Raw genomic sequence first — 21,616 nt, 5'->3', positions numbered from 1 at the left:
GCCTAGCTGGAAAAGACGGCGTCGGGCACTTCGGTGACGCGCGTGACGAAGATGCCGGGCGTCACCACGGCTTCGGGCGACAGCTCGCCCAGCGCGGCCTTGGCGCGCACCTGGACGATGGTGGTCTTGGCGGCCATGCACATGATGGGGCCGAAGTTGCGCGCGCTTTTGCGGTAGGTGAGGTTGCCCCAGCGGTCGGCCTGGTCGGCCTTGACCAGCGCGAAGTCGCCGTGCAGCGGCGCCTCGAACACGTAGCCGCGGCCGTCGATGATGCGGGTTTCCTTGCCGGTGGCCAGTTCGGTGCCGTAGGCCGTGGGCGTGAAGAAGCCGCCCAGCCCCGCGCCCGCGGCGCGCAGCCGTTCGGCAATGGTGCCTTGCGGCACGCATTCGAGTTCGATCCTGCCCTGGCGGTACAGGTCGTCGAACACCCACGAATGCGAGGCCTTGGGAAACGAGCAGATCACCTTGCGCACGCGGCCGGCCTTGATCAGGGCGGCCAGGCCGGTTTCGCGGTTGCCGGCGTTGTTGCTCACCACGGTGAGGTCGCGCGCGCCCTGGTCGATCAGGGCGTGCAGCAGTTCGGTAGGCATGCCGGCGCCGCCGAAGCCGCTGACCAGCACGGTGGCGCCGTCATGGATGCCGGCCACCGCGGCGTGGGGAGTGTCGATGAACTTGTCGATCATGGTTGCCTTCGGGTCGGGCGGGGCGCGAGTTGCCGGCGCGCCCCGCGGATGCGTCGCCGCGGGGCGGCTCAGTCCAGCGTGATGTGCGCCTGCTTGATGATGTCGGCGTAGCGCGCGGAGTCCTGCTTCATCAACTGGGCGAACTGGTCGCTGGTGCCGCTGGCCGGCAAAAAGCCGGCGTCCAGGAATTTCTGCCGTACGTCGGGCTCTTGCACGATGTCGCTGATCTCGCGCGCCATGCGGTCGATGATCGGCTTGGGCGTGTTGGCCGGCGCCATCAGCCCGGCCCATGACCCGGTGACAAAGCCCGGCATGCCGGCTTCTTCCATGGTGGGGATGGCGGGCTCGGTGGGCCAGCGCGCCTTGCCGGTGAAGCCCAGCGCCTTCAACCGGTTCTGCTTCACGTACTGCATCGGCACCAGGATGGGATCGAACACCATCGACACCCGCCCGCCCAGCAGGTCGGTCAGGATCGGCGCGCTGCCCTTGTAGGCCACGTGCGTCATGGTGAGCTTGTTCTGCAGGGCGAAGTCGGCGCCGGTCAGGTGGGCGCTGGACCCGTTGCCGCTGGACGCGTAGGTGAGCTTGTCCGGGTGCTTGCGGGCATAGGCCACCAGTTCGGCCACGCTGTTCACGGGCAGGTCCTGCGAGACGAACAGGAACAGGGGCAGGTCGGCCATCTGCGCCACCGGCGTCAGGTCGTCGGGCTTGTAGGGCAGCTTGTACAGGTGGAAGTTGATGATGAACGCGGGCAGGATGGACAGGAAGGTGTAGCCGTCGGGGTCGGCCTTGGCGGCGATGCCCGCGCCCACGCTGCTGTTGGCGCCCGGCCGGTTCTCGACAATGATGGTCTGCTTCAGGCGCGGGCCGAGCTTTTCCATCACGATGCGCGTGACGATGTCGGTGGATCCGCCCGGCGTGTAGGGCACGATCACCTTGATGGGCTTGCTGGGCCAGTCGTCGGCGGCGTGGGCGCTGCCCGTGGCCAGGCCGCAGGCGGCCAGCGCGGCGCAGAACAGGGTTTTGAGGGCGTGGCGGCGATGTCCTGCCGCAAGGCATTGGGGCTGCGGTTTCCTTGCTTGTGCCATGGATTTGTCTCCTCCATGAGTCGGCCTTGGACCAGCGCGCGCCCGGGTTTTTGTTGTGGCGCGGCCGGTTTTTTGTGGGAATGTCGATCGCGCCGCCTTTCGGACAAGGCGCGAAAAAAGTATGGCACGCAGGGGGGAGGCCACTGGGGCATCGGGGTACGGATAAAGTTCGGTGACCGGACTTCACCCAGGTTTCCAGGACGGTTTCACCTGGGGTTTCCACTAGGCGTTTGCGCGTTGTTCACGCCATGGACATCGCGTAATCTGGCGGCCGGCCCGCAAAGCATGGGCTCGGTTTCAGCCGCAGCGGGCCTACAGGCCGGCGCGGGCATCCAGGGCCTGTGCGAGGTTCCTTTTTAGCGTTGACAGGCCCTAAATTCAGGAGAAGCAATAATGAAGCGGTTGATCTCGTTGGCTGCCGGCGCCCTGGCCCTGGCTTGTGCGTCCCAGGCAGCGGTGGCTGGCCCCACGCTGGATGCTGTGAAGAAAAAGGGCTACGTGCAATGCGGCCTGACCGACGGCGTGTCCGGGTTCTCGGCCACCAACAGCAAGGGCGAATGGGAAGGCATGGACGTGGACATCTGCCGCGCTGTTGCCGCCGCGGTGTTCGGTGATCCGACCAAATTCAAGGGCACGGCGCTGTCGACCCAGCAACGCTTCACCGCGCTGCAATCGGGCGAAGTCGACGTGCTGCTGCGCACCGTCACGCTGACCCAGACCCGCGACACCTCGCTGGGCCTGTCTGCCGTGGCTGCCAGTTTCTACGACGGCCAGGGCATCCTGGTGAACAAGAAGCTGGGCGTGAAAAGCGCCAAGGAACTGAACGGCGCCACCGTCTGCGTGCAGCCGGGCACCACCACCGAGCTCAACCTGGCCGACTGGTTCCGCGCCAACAACATCGAATTCAAGCCGGTCGTGATCGACAAGGTCACCGAGGTCGTGCGCGCGTTCGAATCGGGCCGCTGCGACGCCTTCACCGACGACGCCTCGCAACTGGCCGCCGTGCGCGCCACCCAGGTCGCCAAGCCGGACGACTACGAGATCCTGCCGGAACGCTTCTCGAAGGAACCGCTGGGCCCCATGGTGCGCCAGGGCGACGAGAACTGGCTGGGCATCGTGCGCTGGACCCTGTTCGCGTTGCTGGAAGCCGAGGAATACGGCATCACCCAGAAGAACGTGGACGAGATGCTCAAGAGCAACAACCCCAACGTCTCGCGCATCCTGGGCGTGACGCCGGGCGCCGGCAAGAACATGGGCCTGGATGAAAAGTGGGCCTACAACGCCATCAAGGCCGTGGGCAACTACAGCGAAGTGTTCGAGCGCAACGTCGGCAAGGACAGCAAGCTGGGCCTGCAACGCGGCACCAATGCGCTGTGGAGCAAGGGCGGCGCGATGTACCCGTGGCCGATCCGCTGAACGCGGCGGCATGAGGAACTACGGCCCGTTCGCGGGCCGTTTTCTTTTTTGCGGGTGCGCGCGGCGCCTGGGCCGCAGCTTGTGCGGTGGCCAGGATCGCCATGCGATATGGTCGAACCATTATGCGGTACGCTATGCGCTTTTCCACCGGACGCACCGCGCGCCATGACGCAACCCCGACCCGCCGAGGATTCTCCCCTGTTCATCGCCGCGCTGGCGCGTGGCGTTTCCGTGCTCAGGGCCTTCGGCGAAGGCCGGCCGGCGATGACGCTGCCCGAACTGGCCGAGGCCACGGGCCTGAGCAAAAGCTCGGTGCAGCGCTTTGCCCATACGTTATGGACGCTGGGTTACCTGCGCAAGGACCCGGCCAGCAAGAAGTTTTCGCTGGGGCCGTGGTCGCTGGAACTGGGCATGAAATATGTGCAGACCAGCCCGCTGGTGCTGGGCGGCAACCCGTTCCTGCACTCGCTGAACCGCAACTGCCAGGAAACCTGCAGCCTGGCCGAGCCCGACGGGTTGGACATGGTCTATGTGGCGCGGTTTGCCACCCACAAGGAAATGTTCGTCAACATGCCGGTCGGCATGCGGCTGCCGCTGTACAGCACGGCGTCGGGCCGCGCCGTGCTGGCGCGCCTGGACCCGGACGTGGCGCGCGGCCTGCTCGAGCGCTGCGACCGCAAGCCTTTCACTGCCTCCACCATCACGGACCTGGATGCGCTGATGGCCGAACTGGAATTCGCGCGCCAGCACGGCTATGCGAGGTCCAACAGCGAGTTCTATCCGGGCGACATGACCATCAGCGCGGCCGTGCTGGACGCGGGCGGCACGCCGCTGGGCGCGGTCAATGTGTCGGTGCCCTCCAGCCGCTGGTCGTTCGAACAGGCGCAGGCCGTGTTCGGTCCCCAGGTGGTGGAGACGGCCCACGCCATCAGCGCGTCCCGCACGCTGGGACGCTCGCATCCGTTCTATGAGTGGGAGCCGCCCGGTGGCTCGCTGCGTGGCGCGCTGCCGTTCTCGATCGACGAGGTCTGACGGCGCGAGCTTGCCCCCGGGCAGGCCGCAATCTGGTGCGCGCGCCGCGCACCATACGGGAGCCGGTCGCGGCCAATTCCCGATAAATTTGATCAAGTACTAAGTGCGCTGCTCAGGGAAATTCCCTAATTGGCGGCTGGTCTTCTTGCGCGTTACTCTGAATTTGACGTGATCGTATCGCACAGCGATTCGATTGAATCTAATTATGCAGCCGGACGCGGCATTGTCGCGGCTGGCTGACGCCAGGGAGCCGCGCTGTGCCGTCGTCCGCCGAAGTCTGTTTTCATCCCGTTTCGGGGTTCATGGGTCTGCCGTCGGCGCGTGCCGCCGGCACGGGGGCCGCGCTTGCCTGCGTCGTGGGCATCCCGTTCGATTGCGGCACGCATCCCTTCCGGGTCGGCTCGCGCCAGGGGCCGGATGCCATCCGCGAGCAGTCGCGGCTGCTGCGGCCGGTGGACATCTTCCGCCGCCACGGCATCGACAATCCGCCTGAATTCCTGCGTGCGGTCGACGTGGGCAACGTGGCCTGCCATCCGGGCGACCCGGACGCCTCGTATCCGCTGATCGAGGCCGGTATCGGCGCCATCCTGGATGCGGGCGCAATCCCTATTTCGATGGGCGGCGACGGCGCGGTCACGCTGCCGCAACTGCGCGCCGTGGCGCAACGCCACCCGGACTTCGTGGTGCTGCATTTCGATTCGCACACCGACACCTATCCGATCCCTGGCTACAACACCGCCACCACCTTCACCCGCGCCGCCGAAGAAGGCCTTTTGGACGTGCAGCGCAGCTTCCACGTGGGCACGCGCGGCAGTTCCTTCATGCCGGGCGTGCTGGAGTTCGGCCGCGAGGTCGGCTACACGATCGTGCCCTACGACGAATTCGACGCGGACCAGAAGGGCGCGCTGGACGACATCAAGCAGCGCATTGGCGAGCGGCCGGTCTATCTATGTTTCGACATGGACATCTTCGATCCGTCGTGCGCGCCCGGCGTCTGCACGCCGGAGTGGGGCGGCTTGTCGCCCAAGGAAGGGCTGGCGCTGCTGCGCCAGCTGGCCGGCCTGAACTTCGTGGCCTTCGACGTGAACACCGTGTCGCCGCCGCAGGACGTGCAGGGCGCCACGGCTTTCCTGGCCGCTACCGTCATGCAGGAATTCTGCGCGCTGGCGGCGGTGGCGGTACGGCAGTACCCAGAAGGGCGTCCGGCCTGACACGGCGCCCGCGGCATTCATTCATACAAGGGGAATTCCATGACACTCAAATCCATTCTGCTCGGCCTGGCTTCGGCCGCGCTGCTGGTCCAGGCCGGCGCGGGCGTCGCGCGCACGCTGGACGACGTGCGCGCCGACAAGACGCTCAACGTGGTCACCACCGCATCCGCGCCGCCGCACGGCTTCAAGAATCCGCAATCGAATCGCCTGGAAGGCATCATGGTGGACGTGGCGGCCGCGGTGGCCAAGCACCTGGGCGTGGCCGACAAGCTGGCCGACGTGCCGTTCTCGGGCCTGATCCCGACGTTGACCTCGGGCCGCGCCGACCTCATGTCGGCGCCGCTGTTCATCACCGAGGAACGGGCCCGCGCCATCGACTTCTCTGTGCCGGTGTACGAGTGGGGCGAAGGCATCGTGGTCAGCGACAAGACCGCCAAGCGCTACGGCAAGTTCGAAGACATGCAGGGCCAGAAGGTCGGCGTGCTGGTGGACTCGGTGCAGTTCAACATGATCAAGGACATGCCCGGCACCAAGGTGTCGACCTACCAGGACTATTCGACGCTGCTGGCCGACGTGCGCGCCGGCCGCATCGACCTGGGCATCGTCGATCCGCCCAGCATCATCTACCAGATCAAGACCAAGAACATTCCTGGCGTGAAGCTGGACACCGGCTACCAGCCGCAGCGCAAGTGGCAGGTCGGCATGGCCGTGCAGAAGGGCAATGCCGCACTGCTTGACGCCGTGAACGCCGCGCTGGCCGAGATGAAGCGCAACGGCGAACTGGCCGCCATCGGGCAGAAGTGGGGCGTGTCGGATCTGCTCAGCAAATAAGGCCCACGCGGCACGGATAAGGAGCACGACTTGGATCTCGCTACCCTGCGCATGTACCTGACCCCCCTGGCCGAGGGCACGGTCTGGACCCTGGCGCTGTTTTTCTGTTCGGCATTCCTGGCGGTGGCGCTGGGCCTGGTCGTCTGCCTGTGCCGCCTGTCGCGGCACCGGGCGCTGAGCCGCGCCGCGCGCCTCTACATCGACATCATCCGCGGCACGCCGTTGCTGCTGCAGCTGTTCTACATCTACTACGGCCTGCCCGAGATGGGCGTGGTGATCAACGGCTTCGTGGCCGGCGTGCTGGGCCTGACGCTGAATTTCGGCGCCTACCTGGCCGAGCTGTTCCGCAGCGGCATCCAGTCGGTGGATACCGGCCAGTACGAGGCGGCGCGCGCGCTGGGCCTGCGCCGCGGCCAGCGGCTGCAACGCATCGTGCTGCCGCAGGCGCTGCGCACGATCTTCCCGGCGCTGGGCAACTACGCGCTGGTGCTCATCAAGGAGACCTCGCTGGTGGCGGTGATCAGCGTGTATGAACTGATGCGCGCCGGTGAAATGCTGGCCGGCGCGACGTTCCAGGCGCTCACGGTCTACACGATGGTCGGCGTCATCTACTTCGCGCTGTGCAGCATCCTGGCCTATCTGTTCCGCCGCTCTGAAAAGCGCCTGACCGTGCCGGGTTACTGGAGCGGCGCCGGTGACAACCACGACATCTCGAAGGCCTGACGCCATGGACGGAATGAATCGCATCGCGCCCATCATCACGATGCAGGGCGTCTCGAAATGGTATGGCGACTTCCAGGTGCTGGACGGGCTGGACCTGCAAGTGAGCCCCGGCGAAAAGCTGATCCTGTGCGGCCCGTCGGGCTCGGGCAAGTCCACCACCATCCGGCTGCTCAACCGGCTGGAAGAGCACCAGAAGGGCCGCATCGTGGTCGACGGCATCGAGCTGGACGACGACGTCAAGAACATCGAGCGCATCCGCGCCGAAGTGGGCATGGTGTTCCAGCACTTCAACCTGTTCCCGCACCTGACCGTGCTGGAAAACTGCACGCTGGCGCCGATGCTGGTCAAGGGCGTGGCGCAGGCAGACGCCGAGCAGCGCGCCATGCAGTACCTGGAACGCGTCAAGATCCCGCAGCACGCGGCCAAGTATCCGGGCCAGTTGTCCGGCGGGCAGAAGCAGCGCGTGGCCATTGCGCGCGCGCTGTGCATGCAGCCCAAGATCATGCTGTTCGACGAGCCCACCTCGGCGCTGGACCCCGAGATGGTCAAGGAAGTGCTGGACACCATGGTGTCGCTGGCACGCGATGGCATGACGATGGTGTGCGTGACCCATGAAATGGGCTTCGCCCGCGAAGTCGGCGACCGCGTGGTGTTCATGGACCAGGGCGCGATCGTCGAGGTCGACACGCCGGCGCAGTTTTTTTCGGCGCCGCGTTCCGAACGGGCGCAGGCTTTCCTGGGGCAGATCCTGGCGTAGAGGCGCGCGGCATTCGGACCTGTGGACGGGAAAATTCCGGCAGCCGGAACCCCGAAAAATGGTTCCATGCCCGGCGCCGAAAATGGCTCTACCGGGTTTGCGCTACGCTACCTATCATGCCGATGGGCCGGCGCGCCGCCGCTGGCCCCAGCCAACAAAACTACCAGGGAAACACGATGAACGGCGCTGACAGTCTTTGCGATACCCTCCTTGCCAACGATGTGGACGTCTGCTTTGCCAACCCGGGCACGTCCGAGATGCACTTTGTGGCGGCGCTGGATCGCAAGCCGAAGATGCGCTGCGTGCTGGGCCTGTTCGAAGGCGTGGTGACCGGCGCCGCCGACGGCTACGCCCGCATGGCCGACAAGCCGGCCGCCACCTTGCTGCACCTGGGCCCCGGCCTGGGCAACGGCCTGGCCAACCTGCATAACGCCAAGCGCGCCCGCACCCCGATGGTCAACATCGTGGGCGATCACGCCACCTACCACGTGCAGTACGACGCGCCGCTGACCAGCGACGTCGAGGGCGTGGCGCGGCCGATGTCGCATTGGGTCAAGCGCAGCCTGACGGCCCAGGCCATGTCGGCCGACGCGGCCGAGGCCATTGCCGTGGCGCGCCGCGCACCGGGCAATATCGCCACGCTGATCCTGCCGGCCGACACCGCCTGGACCGAACTGCCCGCCGACACCCCCGCGCCGGTCAAGGTCACCGACGCCGCCCTGCCGCACACGTCGATCGAGGCCGTGCGCGCCGCCGCCCAGGCGATCCGCAGCGGCGAGGTCACCACGCTGATGCTGGGCGGCGCCGCACTGCGCGAGCGCGCCCTGAACGCCGCCGGCCGTATTGCGCGCGCCACCGGCGTGCGCCTGATGTCCGAAACCTCCAACCGCCGCATCGAACGCGGCGGCGCGCGCACGCCGGTCGACCGGCTGCCGTACCCCATCGATCTGGCCGTGGCCAAGCTGAAAGACGTGCGCCACCTGGTGCTGGCCGGCGCCAAGGCGCCGGTGGGCTTCTTTGCCTATCCCGGCAAGCCCAGCCTGCTGGCCCCGCCCGATTGCCAGCAAGTGGTGCTGGCCACCGGCGAGCAAGACCTGGCGCATGCGCTGGAATGGCTGGCCGACGAGCTGGGCATCGCCGCCGACGCGCCGCGCCTGGCCGCGCCGGCCGCCGCCTACGAGGTTCCGGCCACGGGCAAGCTGACGGGCGCCGCGGTCAATATCCTGGTCGCGCATCACCTGCCCGACAACGCGATCGTCTGCGATGAATCGATCACCCAGGGCCGCGAATTCCCGATCTACAGCGCCAGCAGCGCCCCGCACGACTGGCTGATGCTGACCGGGGGCGCCATCGGCATCGGCCTGCCGCTGGCCGCGGGCGCGGCGGTGGCCTGCCCGGATCGCAAGGTCATCACCCTGCAGGCCGACGGCAGCGGCATGTACACGCTGCAGGCGCTGTGGACGCAGGCGCGCGAAAACCTCGATTGCCTGACGGTGATTCTGGCCAACCGGTCCTACGCCACGCTGCACGGCGAAATGAAGAACGTGGGCGTGCAGGAGCCGGGCCGCAATGCGCGCCGCATGCTCGACCTGGAAGAACCCTACCTGGACTGGACCCACCTGGCGCGCGGCATGGGCGTCGAAGCGGTCAGCGTCGATACGGTCGAAGGCTTTGCCCGTGCGCTGCAAGACGGCCTGAAGCGCCGCGGCCCGTTCCTGATCGAAGCGCTGATCTGACCTGACGGGATAGAGACAAGCCCCGCCGCGCCGGCCATCGGCGCGGCGGGGCTTTTTCATGAGCGGGGCTAGACGCCCAGATAGCGCGTCAACTGTTCCGGTGTGGCCGCCAGCGCGGCGCTGTCGCCATCCTGCGCGATCAGGCCTTTCTCCATCACCAGGCAACGATCGGTATGGGCCAGCACCGCGCGATAGTTGCGGTCCACGATCAGGGTGGACATGCCCGTTTCGCGGATGCGCCGGATGATGCGCCAGATCTCGGCCACGATCAGCGGCGCCAGGCCTTCGGTGGCTTCGTCCAGGATCAGCAGGTCGGGATTGGTCATCAGCGCGCGGCCGATGGCCAGCATCTGCTGCTCGCCGCCCGACAATTGCTGGCCGCCGTGGCCCAGGCGTTCGGCCAGCCGGGGAAAGGTTTGCAGCACACGGTCGTAGTGCCAGTCCTGGCGCCCCTGGACGCCGGCGCGTGCGGCTACGAGCAGGTTCTCGCGCACGCTCAGGTTGGGGAAGATGCCGCGGCCTTCGGGCACGTAGGCGATGCCCAGCCGCGCGATGGCGTGGGGGCGAGCGCGGGTGCAGTCCCGCCCGCGCACCGCCACGTTGCCGCGCGCGCTGGGCACCTGGCCCACCAGGCTGCGGATCAGCGTGGTCTTGCCCATGCCGTTGCGGCCCACCAGGCCCACGGATTCGCCCGCCGCGATGCGCAGGTCGACGCCGCGCAGCACGTGGCTGGCACCGTAATACACATGCAGGCCGCCGGCCTCGATCAATGCGGGCATGCGGCGTCTCCGAAGGCGTGGTCTGCCGCCAGGTCTTCGCCCAGGTAGGCGGTGCGCACCTCGGCGTTGGCGCGGATCGCCGCGGGGCTGCCGCTGGCGATGCTGCTGCCGTTGACCATGACGGTGATGGTGTCGGCGATACGAAAGACGGCGTCCATGTCGTGTTCGACCAGCAGGATGGCGTGGCCTTCCTTCAACGTCTGCAGCAGGGCCAGGATGCGGTCGGTTTCTTCCGGGCCCATGCCGGCCAGCGGCTCGTCCAGCAGCAGGACCTGTGGCTCGCCGGCCAGGCACATGGCGATTTCCAGCTGGCGCTTGCGGCCGTGCGGCAGCAGGCCGGCCGGTTGCGCGGCATCGTCTGCCAGCCCGGTGCGCGCCAGCGCCTGCTTGGCCAGCGCCACGCTGGTCCGGCAGGCGGACGCCGGGTGCCACCAATGCCAGAAGCGCTGGCGCCGCGCCTGCGCGGCCAGGCGGCAATTCTCGAACACGCTCAGTTCAGGAAACAGCGTGGACCGCTGGTAGCTGCGGCCCAGCCCGGCCTGGGCGCGTTCGGGCTGGCTCCAGCCCGTGATGTCGCGGCCGCCCAGCGAGACCGCCCCGCTGGTGGGCGCCAGTTCGCCGGACAGCAGGTTGATCAGCGTCGACTTGCCCGCGCCGTTGGTGCCGATGACGGCGTGGACTTCGCCGCGTTGCAGCGCGAGCGACACGCCATTGACGGCGGTCAGGCCGCCAAAGCGGCGCGTGACGTCGCGCGCGGCCAGCAGGGAATCAGGCATGGGGCTCTCCCGGTAGGGGCAGGCGCAGCGGCGCCGGGGTGGAGGCGGTGGGCGTCAAGGGGGCGGTCTTGCCGTCGGGTATGCCATCGGGCTGGCCGCGCAACGCGGCGGTGTCCGCGGGCGTATCGCGGCGCGCACGGCGGCGGCGCCACTGCGCGGGCAGGCCCGCCAGGCCGTCAGGCAGCAGCGCGACCAGCGCGATGATGGCCAGGCCCAGCGGCAGGTGCCAGTGGCGTGCGTAGTCGCCAAACAGCGCCTGCGACTGGAACAGTTCCTGCAACAGCACCAGCGCCGCCGTGCCGAGCACCGCGCCGCCCAGGCTGCCCATGCCGCCCAGGATCACCATCAGCAGCACCAGGCCCGATTGTTCCCAGGCCAGCAGTTCGGGCGTGACGAAGCCGTCTTTCAAGGCGAACAGGAAACCGGCCAATCCCGCCAACGCGGCGCCGATGACATACGCAGCCAGCTTGTATGGATAGGTCGAATACCCGGCCGCGCGCATGCGCTGTTCGTTGATGCGGATGCCGGCCAGCGCCGCCCCGAAGGGCGAACGCCGCAGCAGCGCCAGAAAGCCCCAGGTCAACGCCAGGCAGGCCAGCACGAAGAAGTAATACGTGACGCCCTGGTCCAGGTCGAACGGGCGCCAGCCGCCGATGTCGGCCTGCGGCCGGAAGTACAGGTAGATGCCGTCGCTGCCGCCGCCCGCCTTGGTGTCGTGGAACACGTAGTACGCCATCTGCGCGAAGGCCAGCGTCACCATGATGAAGTACACGCCGCGGGTGCGCAGCGCCAGCGCGCCGGTGATGAGGGCGTAGGCGGCCGCGGCCAGCAGCGCCGCGGGCAGCAGCCACCACAGGCTGCCTGCTTCCGACGCCGGCGACAGCAGCGCGGCGGCGTAGGCGCCGATGCCGAAGAAGGCGGCATGCCCCAGGCTGACCAGCCCCGCGCCGCCCACCAGCAGTTGCAGGCTCAGCGCGAACACCGCGTAGATCATGATCTTCACGGCCAGCCCGGTGTAGTAGTCGCTGCCGCTCCAGGCGAAGGCCGCCAGCGCCAGCAGGGTCAGGCAAGGAAGGAGTCGATTCAGCGTCATGGTCAGCCCTGTTTGAACAGCCCTTCGGGCTTGCACAGAAGAATGGCGGCCATCAGCACGTACACCAGCACGCCGGCGGCGGCCGGAAACAGCACCTGGCCGAAGGTCTCGACCACGCCCACCAGCATCGCCGCCACGAACGCGCCGCGGATCGAGCCGATGCCGCCGATCACCACCACCACGAAGCACACGATCAACACGCCGTTGCCCATGCCGGGGTACACCGACGACACGGGCGCGGCGATGCTGCCGGCCAGCGCCGCCAGCGCCACGCCCGCGGCGAACACCAGCCGGTAGAGCCTGTTGACGTCGATGCCCAGCGCGCCGGTCATCTCGCGGTTGCTGGCGCCGGCGCGCAGCATCATGCCCAGCCGCGTGCGCGCGATGACCCAGTACAGGAGCAGCGCCACGCCGATGCCGACGCCCGAGATGAACAGCCGATACACCGGATAGGTCATCACGTCGCCCAGCGCGATGCTGCCTTGCAGCCAGGCGGGCAGCGGCACGCCGTGCACGTCGTTGCCCACCAGGATGCTGCGCAGTTCCTCGAACACGAGGATCAGGCCGTAGGTCATCAGCACTTGCTGCAGGTGATTGCGGCGATACAGGTAGCTGAAGAACGCGGCTTCGAGCAGGTAGCCCAGCGCGGCGGCGGCCAGCACGCAGACCGCCAGTGTGGCCAGGAAGCCGCCGCCCAGCCAGCGATCGACCGCCGGCCCCAGCGCGAACGCCATGTAGGCGCCGATCATGTAGAAGCTGCCATGGGCGAGGTTGATGATGCCCATGATGCCGAAGATCAGCGTCAGCCCGCTCGCCACCAGGAACAGCAGCAGGCCGTACTGGAAGGCGTTCAGGCTCTGGATGAGCAGGATGCCGGCGTCCATGGGCCTGTCCTAGAGCTTGCAGCCGCGGGCGGGATCGGCCAGCTTGCGCACGGCCACGTCCACCACCTTGTTTTCCAGGCCGTCGACGCGGCGCAGGTAGATGTCCTGCACCGGGTTGCCGGCCGCCGACAGCGTGAACGGACCGCGCGGGCTGTCGACCGTGGCACCGCGCATGGCCTGGCGGAAGTCCGCCTTCCTGGCGAAGTCGCCTTGCACCGCGCTCAGGCCCGACTGCATCAGCTGCGCCGCGTCATAGCCCTGCACCGCGTAGACGTCGGGCTGCGCGTTGTAGGCCTTGGCGTAGTCGGCGCGAAAGGCGTTGTCGCGCGGCGTGTTCAGCCCGTCGGCGTAGTGCAGCGTGGTCAAGAGGCCCTGCGCCGATGCGCCCTGGGCGGGCAGCGTGCCATCGGTGAGAAAGCCCGAGCCATACAGCGGAATGGTCTTGTCCAGGCCCGCCGCATGGTAGTCCTGCACGAACTTCACCGCGCCGCCGCCGGCAAAGAAGGTGAACACCATGTCGGGTTTGAGCGCGGCGATCTCGGTCAGGAGCGATTGGAATTCGACGTTGGGGAAGGGCAGGCTCAGTTCCTTGACCACCTTGCCGCCGGCCTGCTCGAAGCCTTCCTTGAAGCCGCCGATGGCCTCGTCGCCGGCCGCGTATTTCCAGGTGATGGTGACCGCCGTCTTGTGGCCGCGCGCCTTGGCCACCGGCCCCATGGCGTAGGCCGGCTGCCAGTTGGTGAACGACGTGCGGAAGATGCCCGGGCCGCATAGCGGGCCGGTGATGGCGTTGGCGCCGGCATTGGTCACGATCAGCGTGGTGTCCGAATCCTTGGCGGCCTTTGCCAGGGCCATCGCCACGCCGGAATGCACGGTGCCGATCAGCACGTCCACCTGGTCGCGCTTGATCAGGCGGTTGGCGTTCTCGGCTGCCTTGGACGGGTTGGATTCGTCGTCCACCTTGAAGTACTCGATTTCGCGCCCGCCCAGCTTGCCGCCTTGTTCGGCCACATACAGCTTGAAGCCGTTCTCGATGGCGTTGCCGAGCGCGGCGAAGGTGCCGCTGTAGGGCAGCATGAAACCGACTTTGAGCTTGTCGGCGGCCAGGGCGCCGCTGGTGGCCAGCATCAGGGCGGCGCCTAGCGCGGCCCGGGACAGGGCATGGGTCATGGTGGGTCTCCGTACGTTGTTATGGGCTGCCTTAATGGCGGCCGGGGGGGGCCAGCGCGCCGATGAAGCCGGCGATGGCCTGGATGACGGTGGCGGGCTGGTCCTTGTGCGGCGAATGGCGGCAGTCGGGAATTTCCAGCAGTTGCGTCTGCGGGGCGGCCTCGTGGATGCCGCGGATCTGCGCCAGCGTGCCGTATTCATCGTCGAGGCCCTGCATCGCCAGGACGGGGCAGGTGATGGCGGGCAGGCGGCCCCGCAGGTCCCATTGGGCAAAGCCCGGGTCCAGCCAGATGTCGTTCCAGCCCCAAAAGGCGGAATCCACGTCATCGTGGTGGCGCGCCAGGCGCTCGCGCAGGCCGCCTTCCAGATAGGCCTGGCGGGCCAGGCGGATATGGTCCACGGCGCGCGTTTCGACGAAGATGTGTGGCGCGGCCACCACCACGCCGGCCACGGCCGCCGGATGGCGGGCCGCATAGAGCAGGGCGATCGAGCCGCCGTCGCTGTGGCCGAACAGCACGGGGCGATCGCGCCCGGCGTCCACGTCCAGCGCGGCCAACAGCGCGGGCAGCACGTCTTCGGCTTCGCGATGCATGAAATCGACGGCGCGCTGTTCGCCCGCGGCCAGGGGCGTGGACCGGCCGTAGCCATGGCGCGAATACACCAGCCCGCGGCAACCGGCGGCATCGCATACCTGTTGCGGCCAGTCTTTCCACATCGACACCGAACCCAGGCCTTCGTGCAGGAACACCAGCAGCGGGGCATTGCGCCGCGCTGGAGAGAGCCAGCGGTATTCCAGGCGCTGGGGGCGGCCCGGCCCGTGCAGGTCGACCCAGCCGGCGTCCATGCCGGCCCGGGGGGCGGGGGCGGCCGTCATGGCGTGACCTGTTCCAGCTGGCGCAGGCGGAAGCGCTGGATCTTGCCGGTGGCGGTCTTGGGCAGTTCTTCGGTGAAGTCGATCTGGCGCGGGTACTTGAAGGGCGCCAGGTGCTGCTTCACGTAGCGCTGCAGGTCGGCGCCGGTCTGCGCATCGGGAGCGAAACCTGGGCGCAGCACCACGTAGGCCTTGGTCTTGACCAGCCCGTCGTGGTCGGGCACGCCGATCACGGCGGCTTCGAGCACGGCCTCGTGCTGCACCAGGATGTTCTCGACCTCGACCGGCGACACATACTGGCCGCTGACCTTGATCATGTCGTCGCTGCGGCCGGCATAGGTGTAGTAGCCGTCGGCGTCACACACGTACTTGTCGCCGCTTTTCAGCCAGTCGCCCAGGAAGCACTGGCGCGTCTTGTCGCGGTTGTTCCAGTACATCAGCGCGGCGCTGGGCCCCTTGATGTAGAGGTCGCCGATGGCGCCGGCAGCCACCGGGGCGCCGTTGTCGTCGCGCAGCTGTACCTCGTAGCCCGGCACCGGCTTGCCGGTGGTGCCGTAGCGCAGCTGGCCGGCCTGGTTCGAGATGAAGATGTGCAGCATTTCCGTCGAGCCGATGCCGTCCAGGATCTCGCAGCCGAAATGGCGCGTGAAGCGTTCGCCGATATCGCGCGGCAGCGCCTCGCCGGCCGACGTGCAGACGCGCATCGCCACGCGTTCGCGCGGCGGCAGGTCGGGGGCCGCCAGCATGCTGGCATACAGCGTGGGCACGCCGTAGAACACCGTCGGCCGGTGTTGCGTCAGGCGCTGGAACACGGCCTGCGGCGTCGGCCGTTCGGCCATCAGTACCACCGTGGCGCCCACCGACAGCGGAAAGGTCAGGCCGTTGCCCAGGCCATACGCGAAGAACAGCTTGGCCGCGGAAAACGCCACGTCGTCTTCGCGAATGCCCAGCACCGGCTTGGCGTACAACTCGGCCGTGTGCCACAGATTGCCGTGGGTGTGCACCACGCCCTTGGGCTTGCCGGTCGAGCCCGACGAATACAGCCAGAACGCGATCTCGTCGGACAGCGTGCGCACCGCCGGCGCCAGCGGCGCCACGGCCAGCAGCGCGTCCAGGTCATGCGCGCCGGCCGGCAGCGGCGCGGCGGGCTGCGAGACCACCAGGTGTTCGACCTCGCCGGGCGCCTGCGCCAGCGCCGCCTGCAAAGTCGGCAACAGGGCGCCGGACACGAAGGCGGCTCGCACCCGGCTGTGGCTCAGGATGTAGGCATAGTCGTCGGCCGTCAGCAGCGTGTTCACGGCCACCGGCACCACGCCCGCGTGCAGCGCGCCCAGGAACGCCACCGGCCAATCCACCGTGTCCTGCATCAGCAGCAGCACGCGCTCTTCGCGCCGCAGGCCCAGTTGGCGCAGCGCGCCCGCCATGCGCGCCACGCGCTCGGCCAGTTCGCCGTAGGTCAGCTGGCGGGTGTCGTCGATATAGGCCGTCTTGGCGGCGCGCGGCGCGTTCAAGGCCGCCAGGTGGCTGGCGAAATTCAGTTCGGCGGGGCAGGCATTCACGGTGGTCTCCTGGTGTTCTGGCGGGCGTCGGGCCCGGGCCTGTGATCGGCCCTTGTCGGCATTGCAGGCCATGCCGGCGCGCAAGGCCGCATGGCGGGGTGGGGTCAGGGGCGCGCGAAGTCGATGGCGCCGCCGGGTAGCAGGTACAGCACCAGCGCGCGGCCTTGCGTCACCGTCGGCGCATGCGCGCTGCCGGGGCCATAGACCAGCCAGCCGGCGCCGTGGCCATCGAAGCGGGCGTCGGCGGTCAGCGGCATGATCATGTCGATTTCGCCGTTGGGGTGGGCGTGGTGGGGGCCCGCCAGGTCGTCCATGTCGACCACGTCGACCGAACAGCCGGCCAGGTCGTCGGCCGGCTTGATGACGCGGCCATAGCGGATGCCGCCGCCTTCGCGGTTGCACATCCAGCCCTCGGCCACGCCTTGCCTACAGGCGCTGAAGATGTCGCTGTACAGGGGGCTGCCCGGGCCGGCATCGCGGTTCAGGCGGTCTTGCAGGGCGCCGTCCAGCGGCTGCCCGGCCATCAGGTCGGTGACCTGGCGCATCAGGGCGTGGAATCGTTCAGGCGTGCTCACCGTATCTCCTCCTTTACACTGTCGGCGCTTCAGCGGGGATGCAATCCAGTGCTGTTTTGTCGCACCTGACACGCTGTTGAAGCTGTTGGAGGAAAAATAGTGCTTCCATTGACCTGGGTCAAGCACTATAGTGCATAAATCGAGTGTTATCAGGGTATTTGCGGAGTCAGCTACACCATGAATCAAGCGCTAGACGCAGCGCCATCCGAAGAACCTCACCGCGAAGCCTTCCTGGTGGCCCTGGGCGAGCGGGTGCGCCGCCTGCGGGCCATCCGCGGCATGACGCGCAAGGGCCTGTCGCAGGTGACCGGCGTGTCCGAGCGCCACCTGGCCAACCTCGAGCACGGGGTCGGCAATGCCTCGATCCTGGTGCTGCTGCAGATCGCCAAGGCCTTCAACTGCGCCCTGGCCGAGCTGGTCGGCGACGTCACCACCGAATCGCCCGATTGGCTGTTGATCCGCGAACTGCTCAGCGGCCGCACCGAATCCGACCTGCAACGCGCGCGCGAAGCGCTGACCCAGCTATTTGGCGTGGGCGCCGGCGCGCAGCGGCCCAACCGCACCCAGCGCGTGGCGCTGATCGGCCTGCGCGGCGCCGGCAAATCGACGCTGGGCCAGATGCTGGCCGACGACCTGGGCTACCCCTTCGTCGAGCTGAACCGCGAAATCGAACGCGTGGCCGGCTGCAGCATCCTGGAAATCCACAATCTGTACGGCCCCAACGCTTACCGCCGCTATGAGCGCCGCGCCCTCGAAGAGGCCATCCAGATCTACCCTGAAATGGTGCTGGCTACCCCGGGCGGCCTGGTGTCCGAACCCGCCACGCTCAACCTGCTGCTGGCCCATTGCTACACGGTGTGGCTGCGCGCCACCCCCGAAGAGCATATGGGCCGCGTCATGGCGCAGGGCGATTTCCGCCCCATGTCGGGCAACAACGAAGCCATGGCCGACCTCAAGCGCATCCTGGCCGGGCGCGAAGCCTTCTATGCCAAGGCCGACCTGACCTGGGGCACCAGCCATCTCGAGGTGCAGGAGAGCTTCGCCGGCCTGCGGACCCAGGTGCGCAAGGCCTGCGGCCTGCCGTTGTAGCGGTCGGTTCACCGGTAGGTTTGTGCCAGGGCCGCCCAAAAGGGCGGCCCTGTTCATTGTGGCGGCCGCGCGCCTCCAAGAAACTGCACTTTTGTGCATCTTTTGCTTGACGCTGATTTTCACCTGCACTAATCTGCATAATAATTCATGTGATGCAGTATTTTTCCTGTCATCAGGATGCACGAGGAGACAAGCGATGAGCAGCCCAGCCAATCCGGTCGATTTTCGGACCGATCCCGCCCAGTACCGCCATTGGCGCCTGACGTTCGACGGCCCGGTCGCCACCTTGGCGATGGACGTCGCCGAAGACGGCGGCCTGCGCCCCGGCTACAAGCTCAAGCTCAATTCCTACGACCTGGGCGTGGACATCGAACTGCACGATGCCCTGCAACGCATCCGCTTCGAGCATCCGGAAGTGCGCAGCGTGGTCGTCACCAGCATGAAAGACCGCATCTTCTGTTCGGGCGCCAACATCTTCATGCTGGGCCTGTCGTCGCATGCCTGGAAGGTGAACTTCTGCAAGTTCACCAACGAAACGCGCAACGGCATCGAAGACTCCAGCCGCCATGGCGGCTTGAAGTTCATCGCCGCGCTCAATGGCGCCTGCGCGGGCGGCGGCTACGAGCTGGCGCTGGCCTGCGACGAGATCCTGCTGATCGACGACCGCTCGTCGTCGGTGGCCCTGCCCGAAGTGCCGCTGCTGGGCGTGCTGCCTGGCACCGGGGGCCTGACCCGCGTGACCGACAAGCGCCGCGTGCGCCACGATCACGCCGACGTCTTCTGCACCCTGGTCGAAGGCGTGCGCGGCCAGCGCGCCAAGGACTGGCGGCTGGTCGACGACGTGGTCAAGCCCGCCCAGTTCGAGGCCGCGGTGCGCGCCCGCGCGCTGGCGCTGGCCGAAGGCAGCCACCGCCCGCAGGGCGAAGCCGGCGTGGCGTTGACGCCGTTGGTGCGCGAGGAAAGCGCCGACGCCTTGTCGTACCGCTATGTCGACGTGCAACTCGACCGGGCTCGCCGCCAGGCCACCTGGACCGTGCGCGCCCCGCTTGCACCCGTCGAGTCGGACCTGCCGGACATCCTGGCCGCGGGCGCCGCCTGGTGGCCCTTGCAGATGGCCCGCGAGCTGGACGACGCCATCCTGTCCCTGCGCACCAACGAGCTGGACATCGGCACCTGGATCCTCAAGACCGAAGGCGACGCGCAGGCGGTGCTGGCGGCCGACGCCGCCCTGCAACGCCATGCCGACCATTGGTTCGTGCGCGAAACCGCCGGCCTGCTGCGCCGCACGCTGGCGCGGCTGGACGTCACCTCGCGCAGCCTGTTCGCCCTGATCGAGCCCGGTTCGTGCTTTGCCGGCACCTTGCTTGAATTGGCGCTGGCCGCCGACCGCAGCTACATGCTGGACAGCGAAGCGGGCGAGGCCGCCGCCAGCCTGGTCGTGGGCGACGCCAACTTTGGCGCCTACCCGATGGTCAATGGCCAGAGCCGCCTGCAACGGCGCTTCTACGAAGAAGCGCCGGCGCTGGATGCGGTGCGCGCCCGCGCCGGCCAGCCGCTGGATGCGCAGGACGCCCTGTCGCTGGGCCTGGTGACCTTTGCGCCCGACAGCATCGACTGGGACGACGAAGTCCGCATGGTGCTGGAAGAACGTCGCGCGCTGTCGCCTGATGCGCTCACCGGCCTGGAAGCCAACCTGCGCTTTGGGGGCCGCGAAACCATGGAAACACGCATCTTCGGCCGGCTGACCGCCTGGCAGAACTGGATTTTCAACCGCCCCAACGCCGCCGGCGAAAAGGGCGCGCTGAAGCTGTATGGCAAGGGCGAGCAGGCGACCTTCGACTGGAACCGCGTCTGAGCGGCCCACGAACAAAAAGAACCAGGAGCGAGACAATGTCAGGCATCAACTACACCGACAAGATCCCCAATAACGTCAACCTGTCCGGCGACCGCACGCTGCAGCGCGCGCTGGAACACTGGCAGCCCAACTACCTGCAATGGTGGCAGGACATGGGTCCGGACGGCTCGCATGGCTTCGACGTGTACCTGCGCACCGCGGTCAGCGTCGAACCCGACGGCTGGGCGCATTTCAACCACGTGCGCATGCCGGACTACCGCTGGGGCATCTTCCTGGCGCCGCAAGACGGCCAGCGCAAAATCCACTTCGGCGAAAACATCGGCCGCGACGTCTGGCAGGACGTGCCGGGCGAACACCGCGCCAACCTGCGCCGCATCATCGTCACGCAGGGCGACACCGAGCCGGCGTCGATCGAGCAGCAGCGCCACCTGGGCCTGACCGCGCCGTCGCAGTATGACCTGCGCAACCTGTTCCAGATCAACGTCGAAGAAGGCCGCCACCTGTGGGCCATGGTGTACCTGCTGCACCGCTATTTCGGCCGCGATGGCCGCGAAGAAGCCGATGCGCTGTTGCAGCGCACGTCGGGGGATTCGGACAACCCGCGCATCCTGGGCGCCTTCAATGAAAAGACGCCCGACTGGCTGGCGTTCTACATGTTTACCTACTTCACCGACCGCGACGGCAAGTTCCAGCTGTGCGCGCTGGCCGAATCCAGCTTCGATCCGCTGGCCCGCACCACCAAGTTCATGCTCACCGAAGAGGCCCACCACATGTTCGTGGGCGAATCCGGCATCTCGCGCGTCATCCAGCGCACCTGCGAAGTGATGAACCAGCTGAAGACCGACGACCCGGCCAGCGTACGCGCGGCCGGCGTGATCGACCTGCCCACCATCCAGCGCTACCTGAATTTCCACTATAGCGTCACCATCGACCTGTTTGGTGCCGACCAGTCGTCCAACGCCGCCATCTTCTACGGGTCGGGCCTGAAGGGCCGCTACGAAGAAAGCAAGCGCACCGATGACCACCAGCTCAAGAACGACACCTACCGCGTGCTGACGGTCAACAACGGCAAGCTCGGCGAAGCCGAGGTGCCGATGCTCAATGCCCTGAACGAAGTGCTGCGCGACGACTTCATCCGGGATTCCGTGGCCGGCATCGGCCGCTGGAACAAGGTCATTGAAAAGAGCGGCATTGCCTTTCGCCTGCATGTGCCGCACAAGGCTTTCAACCGCCAGATCGGCACGCTGGCCGGCATTCGCATGTCGCCCGAAGGCGAGGTGCTGTCCGAAGCGCAGTGGCAGGCTCACCGGCACCAGTGGCTGCCCACGCCCGAAGACCGCGAATTCGTGGCCTCGTTGATGGGCCGCGTCACCGAGCCGGGCAAGTTCGCCAACTGGATCGCGCCGCCGGTCATGGGTGTCAACCGCCAGCCGGTGAATTTCGAGTACGTCCGTTTCAACTGAGGCCCGGCGGCGGCGCGCGGCGCCG

The 21,616-nt window shown here is 67.6% G+C and carries 20 protein-coding genes; 10 read left to right on the top strand and 10 right to left on the bottom strand.

Annotated features, from left to right (window positions below):
- Positions 1–2 precede the first annotated feature (2 nt).
- Together ACUDP5_RS22835 and ACUDP5_RS22830 are read right to left on the bottom strand one after the other, a co-directional pair.
- The gene (locus tag ACUDP5_RS22835; protein WP_445657264.1) at positions 3–683 is read right to left on the bottom strand and encodes a 3-oxoacid CoA-transferase subunit A; all 681 of its coding nucleotides are present in this window, start codon (positions 681–683) and stop codon (positions 3–5) included.
- Between the two features lie 68 nt (positions 684–751).
- Complete coding sequence (locus tag ACUDP5_RS22830; RefSeq protein ID WP_263911425.1) at positions 752–1,771, bottom strand: Bug family tripartite tricarboxylate transporter substrate binding protein; 1,020 nt, start codon at positions 1,769–1,771, stop codon at positions 752–754.
- Between the two features lie 393 nt (positions 1,772–2,164).
- Here ACUDP5_RS22830 and ACUDP5_RS22825 point away from each other — a divergent pair, with 393 nt between their 5' ends.
- The 7 genes from ACUDP5_RS22825 to ACUDP5_RS22795 all read left to right on the top strand — a co-directional run bounded on the left by ACUDP5_RS22825 (position 2,165) and on the right by ACUDP5_RS22795 (position 9,477).
- The gene (locus ACUDP5_RS22825; protein ID WP_263911427.1) at positions 2,165–3,187 is read left to right on the top strand and encodes an amino acid ABC transporter substrate-binding protein; all 1,023 of its coding nucleotides are present in this window, start codon (positions 2,165–2,167) and stop codon (positions 3,185–3,187) included.
- A gap of 165 nt (positions 3,188–3,352) precedes the next feature.
- Complete coding sequence (locus ACUDP5_RS22820; RefSeq protein ID WP_263911428.1) at positions 3,353–4,219, top strand: IclR family transcriptional regulator; 867 nt, start codon at positions 3,353–3,355, stop codon at positions 4,217–4,219.
- A 302-nt stretch (positions 4,220–4,521) separates the two neighbouring features.
- Positions 4,522–5,430, top strand: coding sequence for an arginase family protein (locus ACUDP5_RS22815; protein ID WP_263911429.1), 909 nt, complete (start codon positions 4,522–4,524; stop codon positions 5,428–5,430).
- A gap of 39 nt (positions 5,431–5,469) precedes the next feature.
- Positions 5,470–6,261, top strand: a complete 792-nt coding sequence (locus ACUDP5_RS22810; RefSeq protein ID WP_263911430.1) for an ABC transporter substrate-binding protein — start codon at positions 5,470–5,472, stop codon at positions 6,259–6,261.
- Between the two features lie 30 nt (positions 6,262–6,291).
- A complete protein-coding gene (locus tag ACUDP5_RS22805) occupies positions 6,292–6,984 on the top strand; it encodes an amino acid ABC transporter permease (RefSeq protein WP_025137407.1) in 693 nt (230 codons plus the stop codon).
- A 4-nt stretch (positions 6,985–6,988) separates the two neighbouring features.
- Complete coding sequence (locus ACUDP5_RS22800; RefSeq protein WP_175219870.1) at positions 6,989–7,741, top strand: amino acid ABC transporter ATP-binding protein; 753 nt, start codon at positions 6,989–6,991, stop codon at positions 7,739–7,741.
- Positions 7,742–7,917: 176 nt separating this feature from the next.
- Positions 7,918–9,477 (top strand): acetolactate synthase large subunit, encoded by a 1,560-nt coding sequence (locus ACUDP5_RS22795; RefSeq protein ID WP_445657263.1) that lies wholly within the window; start codon positions 7,918–7,920, stop codon positions 9,475–9,477.
- Positions 9,478–9,545: 68 nt separating this feature from the next.
- On the opposite strand, the gene ACUDP5_RS22790 is transcribed toward ACUDP5_RS22795, so the two are convergent.
- The 8 genes from ACUDP5_RS22790 to ACUDP5_RS22755 form a co-directional block, all read right to left on the bottom strand.
- Positions 9,546–10,256, bottom strand: a complete 711-nt coding sequence (locus tag ACUDP5_RS22790; RefSeq protein WP_263911432.1) for an ABC transporter ATP-binding protein — start codon at positions 10,254–10,256, stop codon at positions 9,546–9,548.
- Positions 10,244–11,032, bottom strand: coding sequence for an ABC transporter ATP-binding protein (locus ACUDP5_RS22785; RefSeq protein WP_445657262.1), 789 nt, complete (start codon positions 11,030–11,032; stop codon positions 10,244–10,246). The genes ACUDP5_RS22790 and ACUDP5_RS22785 overlap by 13 nt, the downstream gene beginning before the upstream one ends.
- On the bottom strand, positions 11,025–12,125 hold the full coding sequence (locus tag ACUDP5_RS22780) for a branched-chain amino acid ABC transporter permease (protein WP_445657261.1): 1,101 nt from the start codon (positions 12,123–12,125) through the stop codon (positions 11,025–11,027). Before ACUDP5_RS22780 ends, ACUDP5_RS22785 begins: the two co-directional genes overlap by 8 nt.
- Before the next feature lie 2 nt (positions 12,126–12,127).
- Complete coding sequence (locus ACUDP5_RS22775) at positions 12,128–13,009, bottom strand: branched-chain amino acid ABC transporter permease (protein ID WP_263911436.1); 882 nt, start codon at positions 13,007–13,009, stop codon at positions 12,128–12,130.
- Between the two features lie 9 nt (positions 13,010–13,018).
- Positions 13,019–14,179, bottom strand: coding sequence for an ABC transporter substrate-binding protein (locus tag ACUDP5_RS22770; RefSeq protein WP_445657260.1), 1,161 nt, complete (start codon positions 14,177–14,179; stop codon positions 13,019–13,021).
- Between the two features lie 31 nt (positions 14,180–14,210).
- Positions 14,211–15,053, bottom strand: coding sequence for an alpha/beta fold hydrolase (locus ACUDP5_RS22765; RefSeq protein WP_445657259.1), 843 nt, complete (start codon positions 15,051–15,053; stop codon positions 14,211–14,213).
- Positions 15,050–16,609 (bottom strand): benzoate-CoA ligase family protein, encoded by a 1,560-nt coding sequence (locus tag ACUDP5_RS22760; protein WP_445657258.1) that lies wholly within the window; start codon positions 16,607–16,609, stop codon positions 15,050–15,052. The genes ACUDP5_RS22765 and ACUDP5_RS22760 overlap by 4 nt, the downstream gene beginning before the upstream one ends.
- A gap of 104 nt (positions 16,610–16,713) precedes the next feature.
- Complete coding sequence (locus ACUDP5_RS22755) at positions 16,714–17,184, bottom strand: DUF4863 family protein (RefSeq protein WP_263911439.1); 471 nt, start codon at positions 17,182–17,184, stop codon at positions 16,714–16,716.
- Positions 17,185–17,361: 177 nt separating this feature from the next.
- Between ACUDP5_RS22755 and ACUDP5_RS22750 the strand changes: the two genes are divergently transcribed.
- The 3 genes from ACUDP5_RS22750 to boxB all read left to right on the top strand — a co-directional run bounded on the left by ACUDP5_RS22750 (position 17,362) and on the right by boxB (position 21,591).
- Positions 17,362–18,273, top strand: a complete 912-nt coding sequence (locus ACUDP5_RS22750) for a helix-turn-helix transcriptional regulator (RefSeq protein ID WP_445657257.1) — start codon at positions 17,362–17,364, stop codon at positions 18,271–18,273.
- A 196-nt stretch (positions 18,274–18,469) separates the two neighbouring features.
- Complete coding sequence (gene boxC / locus ACUDP5_RS22745; RefSeq protein WP_445657256.1) at positions 18,470–20,128, top strand: 2,3-epoxybenzoyl-CoA dihydrolase; 1,659 nt, start codon at positions 18,470–18,472, stop codon at positions 20,126–20,128.
- Positions 20,129–20,163: 35 nt separating this feature from the next.
- Positions 20,164–21,591, top strand: coding sequence for a benzoyl-CoA 2,3-epoxidase subunit BoxB (boxB, locus tag ACUDP5_RS22740; RefSeq protein ID WP_263911442.1), 1,428 nt, complete (start codon positions 20,164–20,166; stop codon positions 21,589–21,591).
- Positions 21,592–21,616 lie beyond the last annotated feature (25 nt).

The sequence above is a fragment of the Achromobacter sp. NCFB-sbj8-Ac1-l genome, from assembly GCF_052695805.1.
The sequence above is the reverse complement of the archived record's forward strand: the minus strand, read 5'-3'. Positions and strand labels throughout refer to the sequence as shown.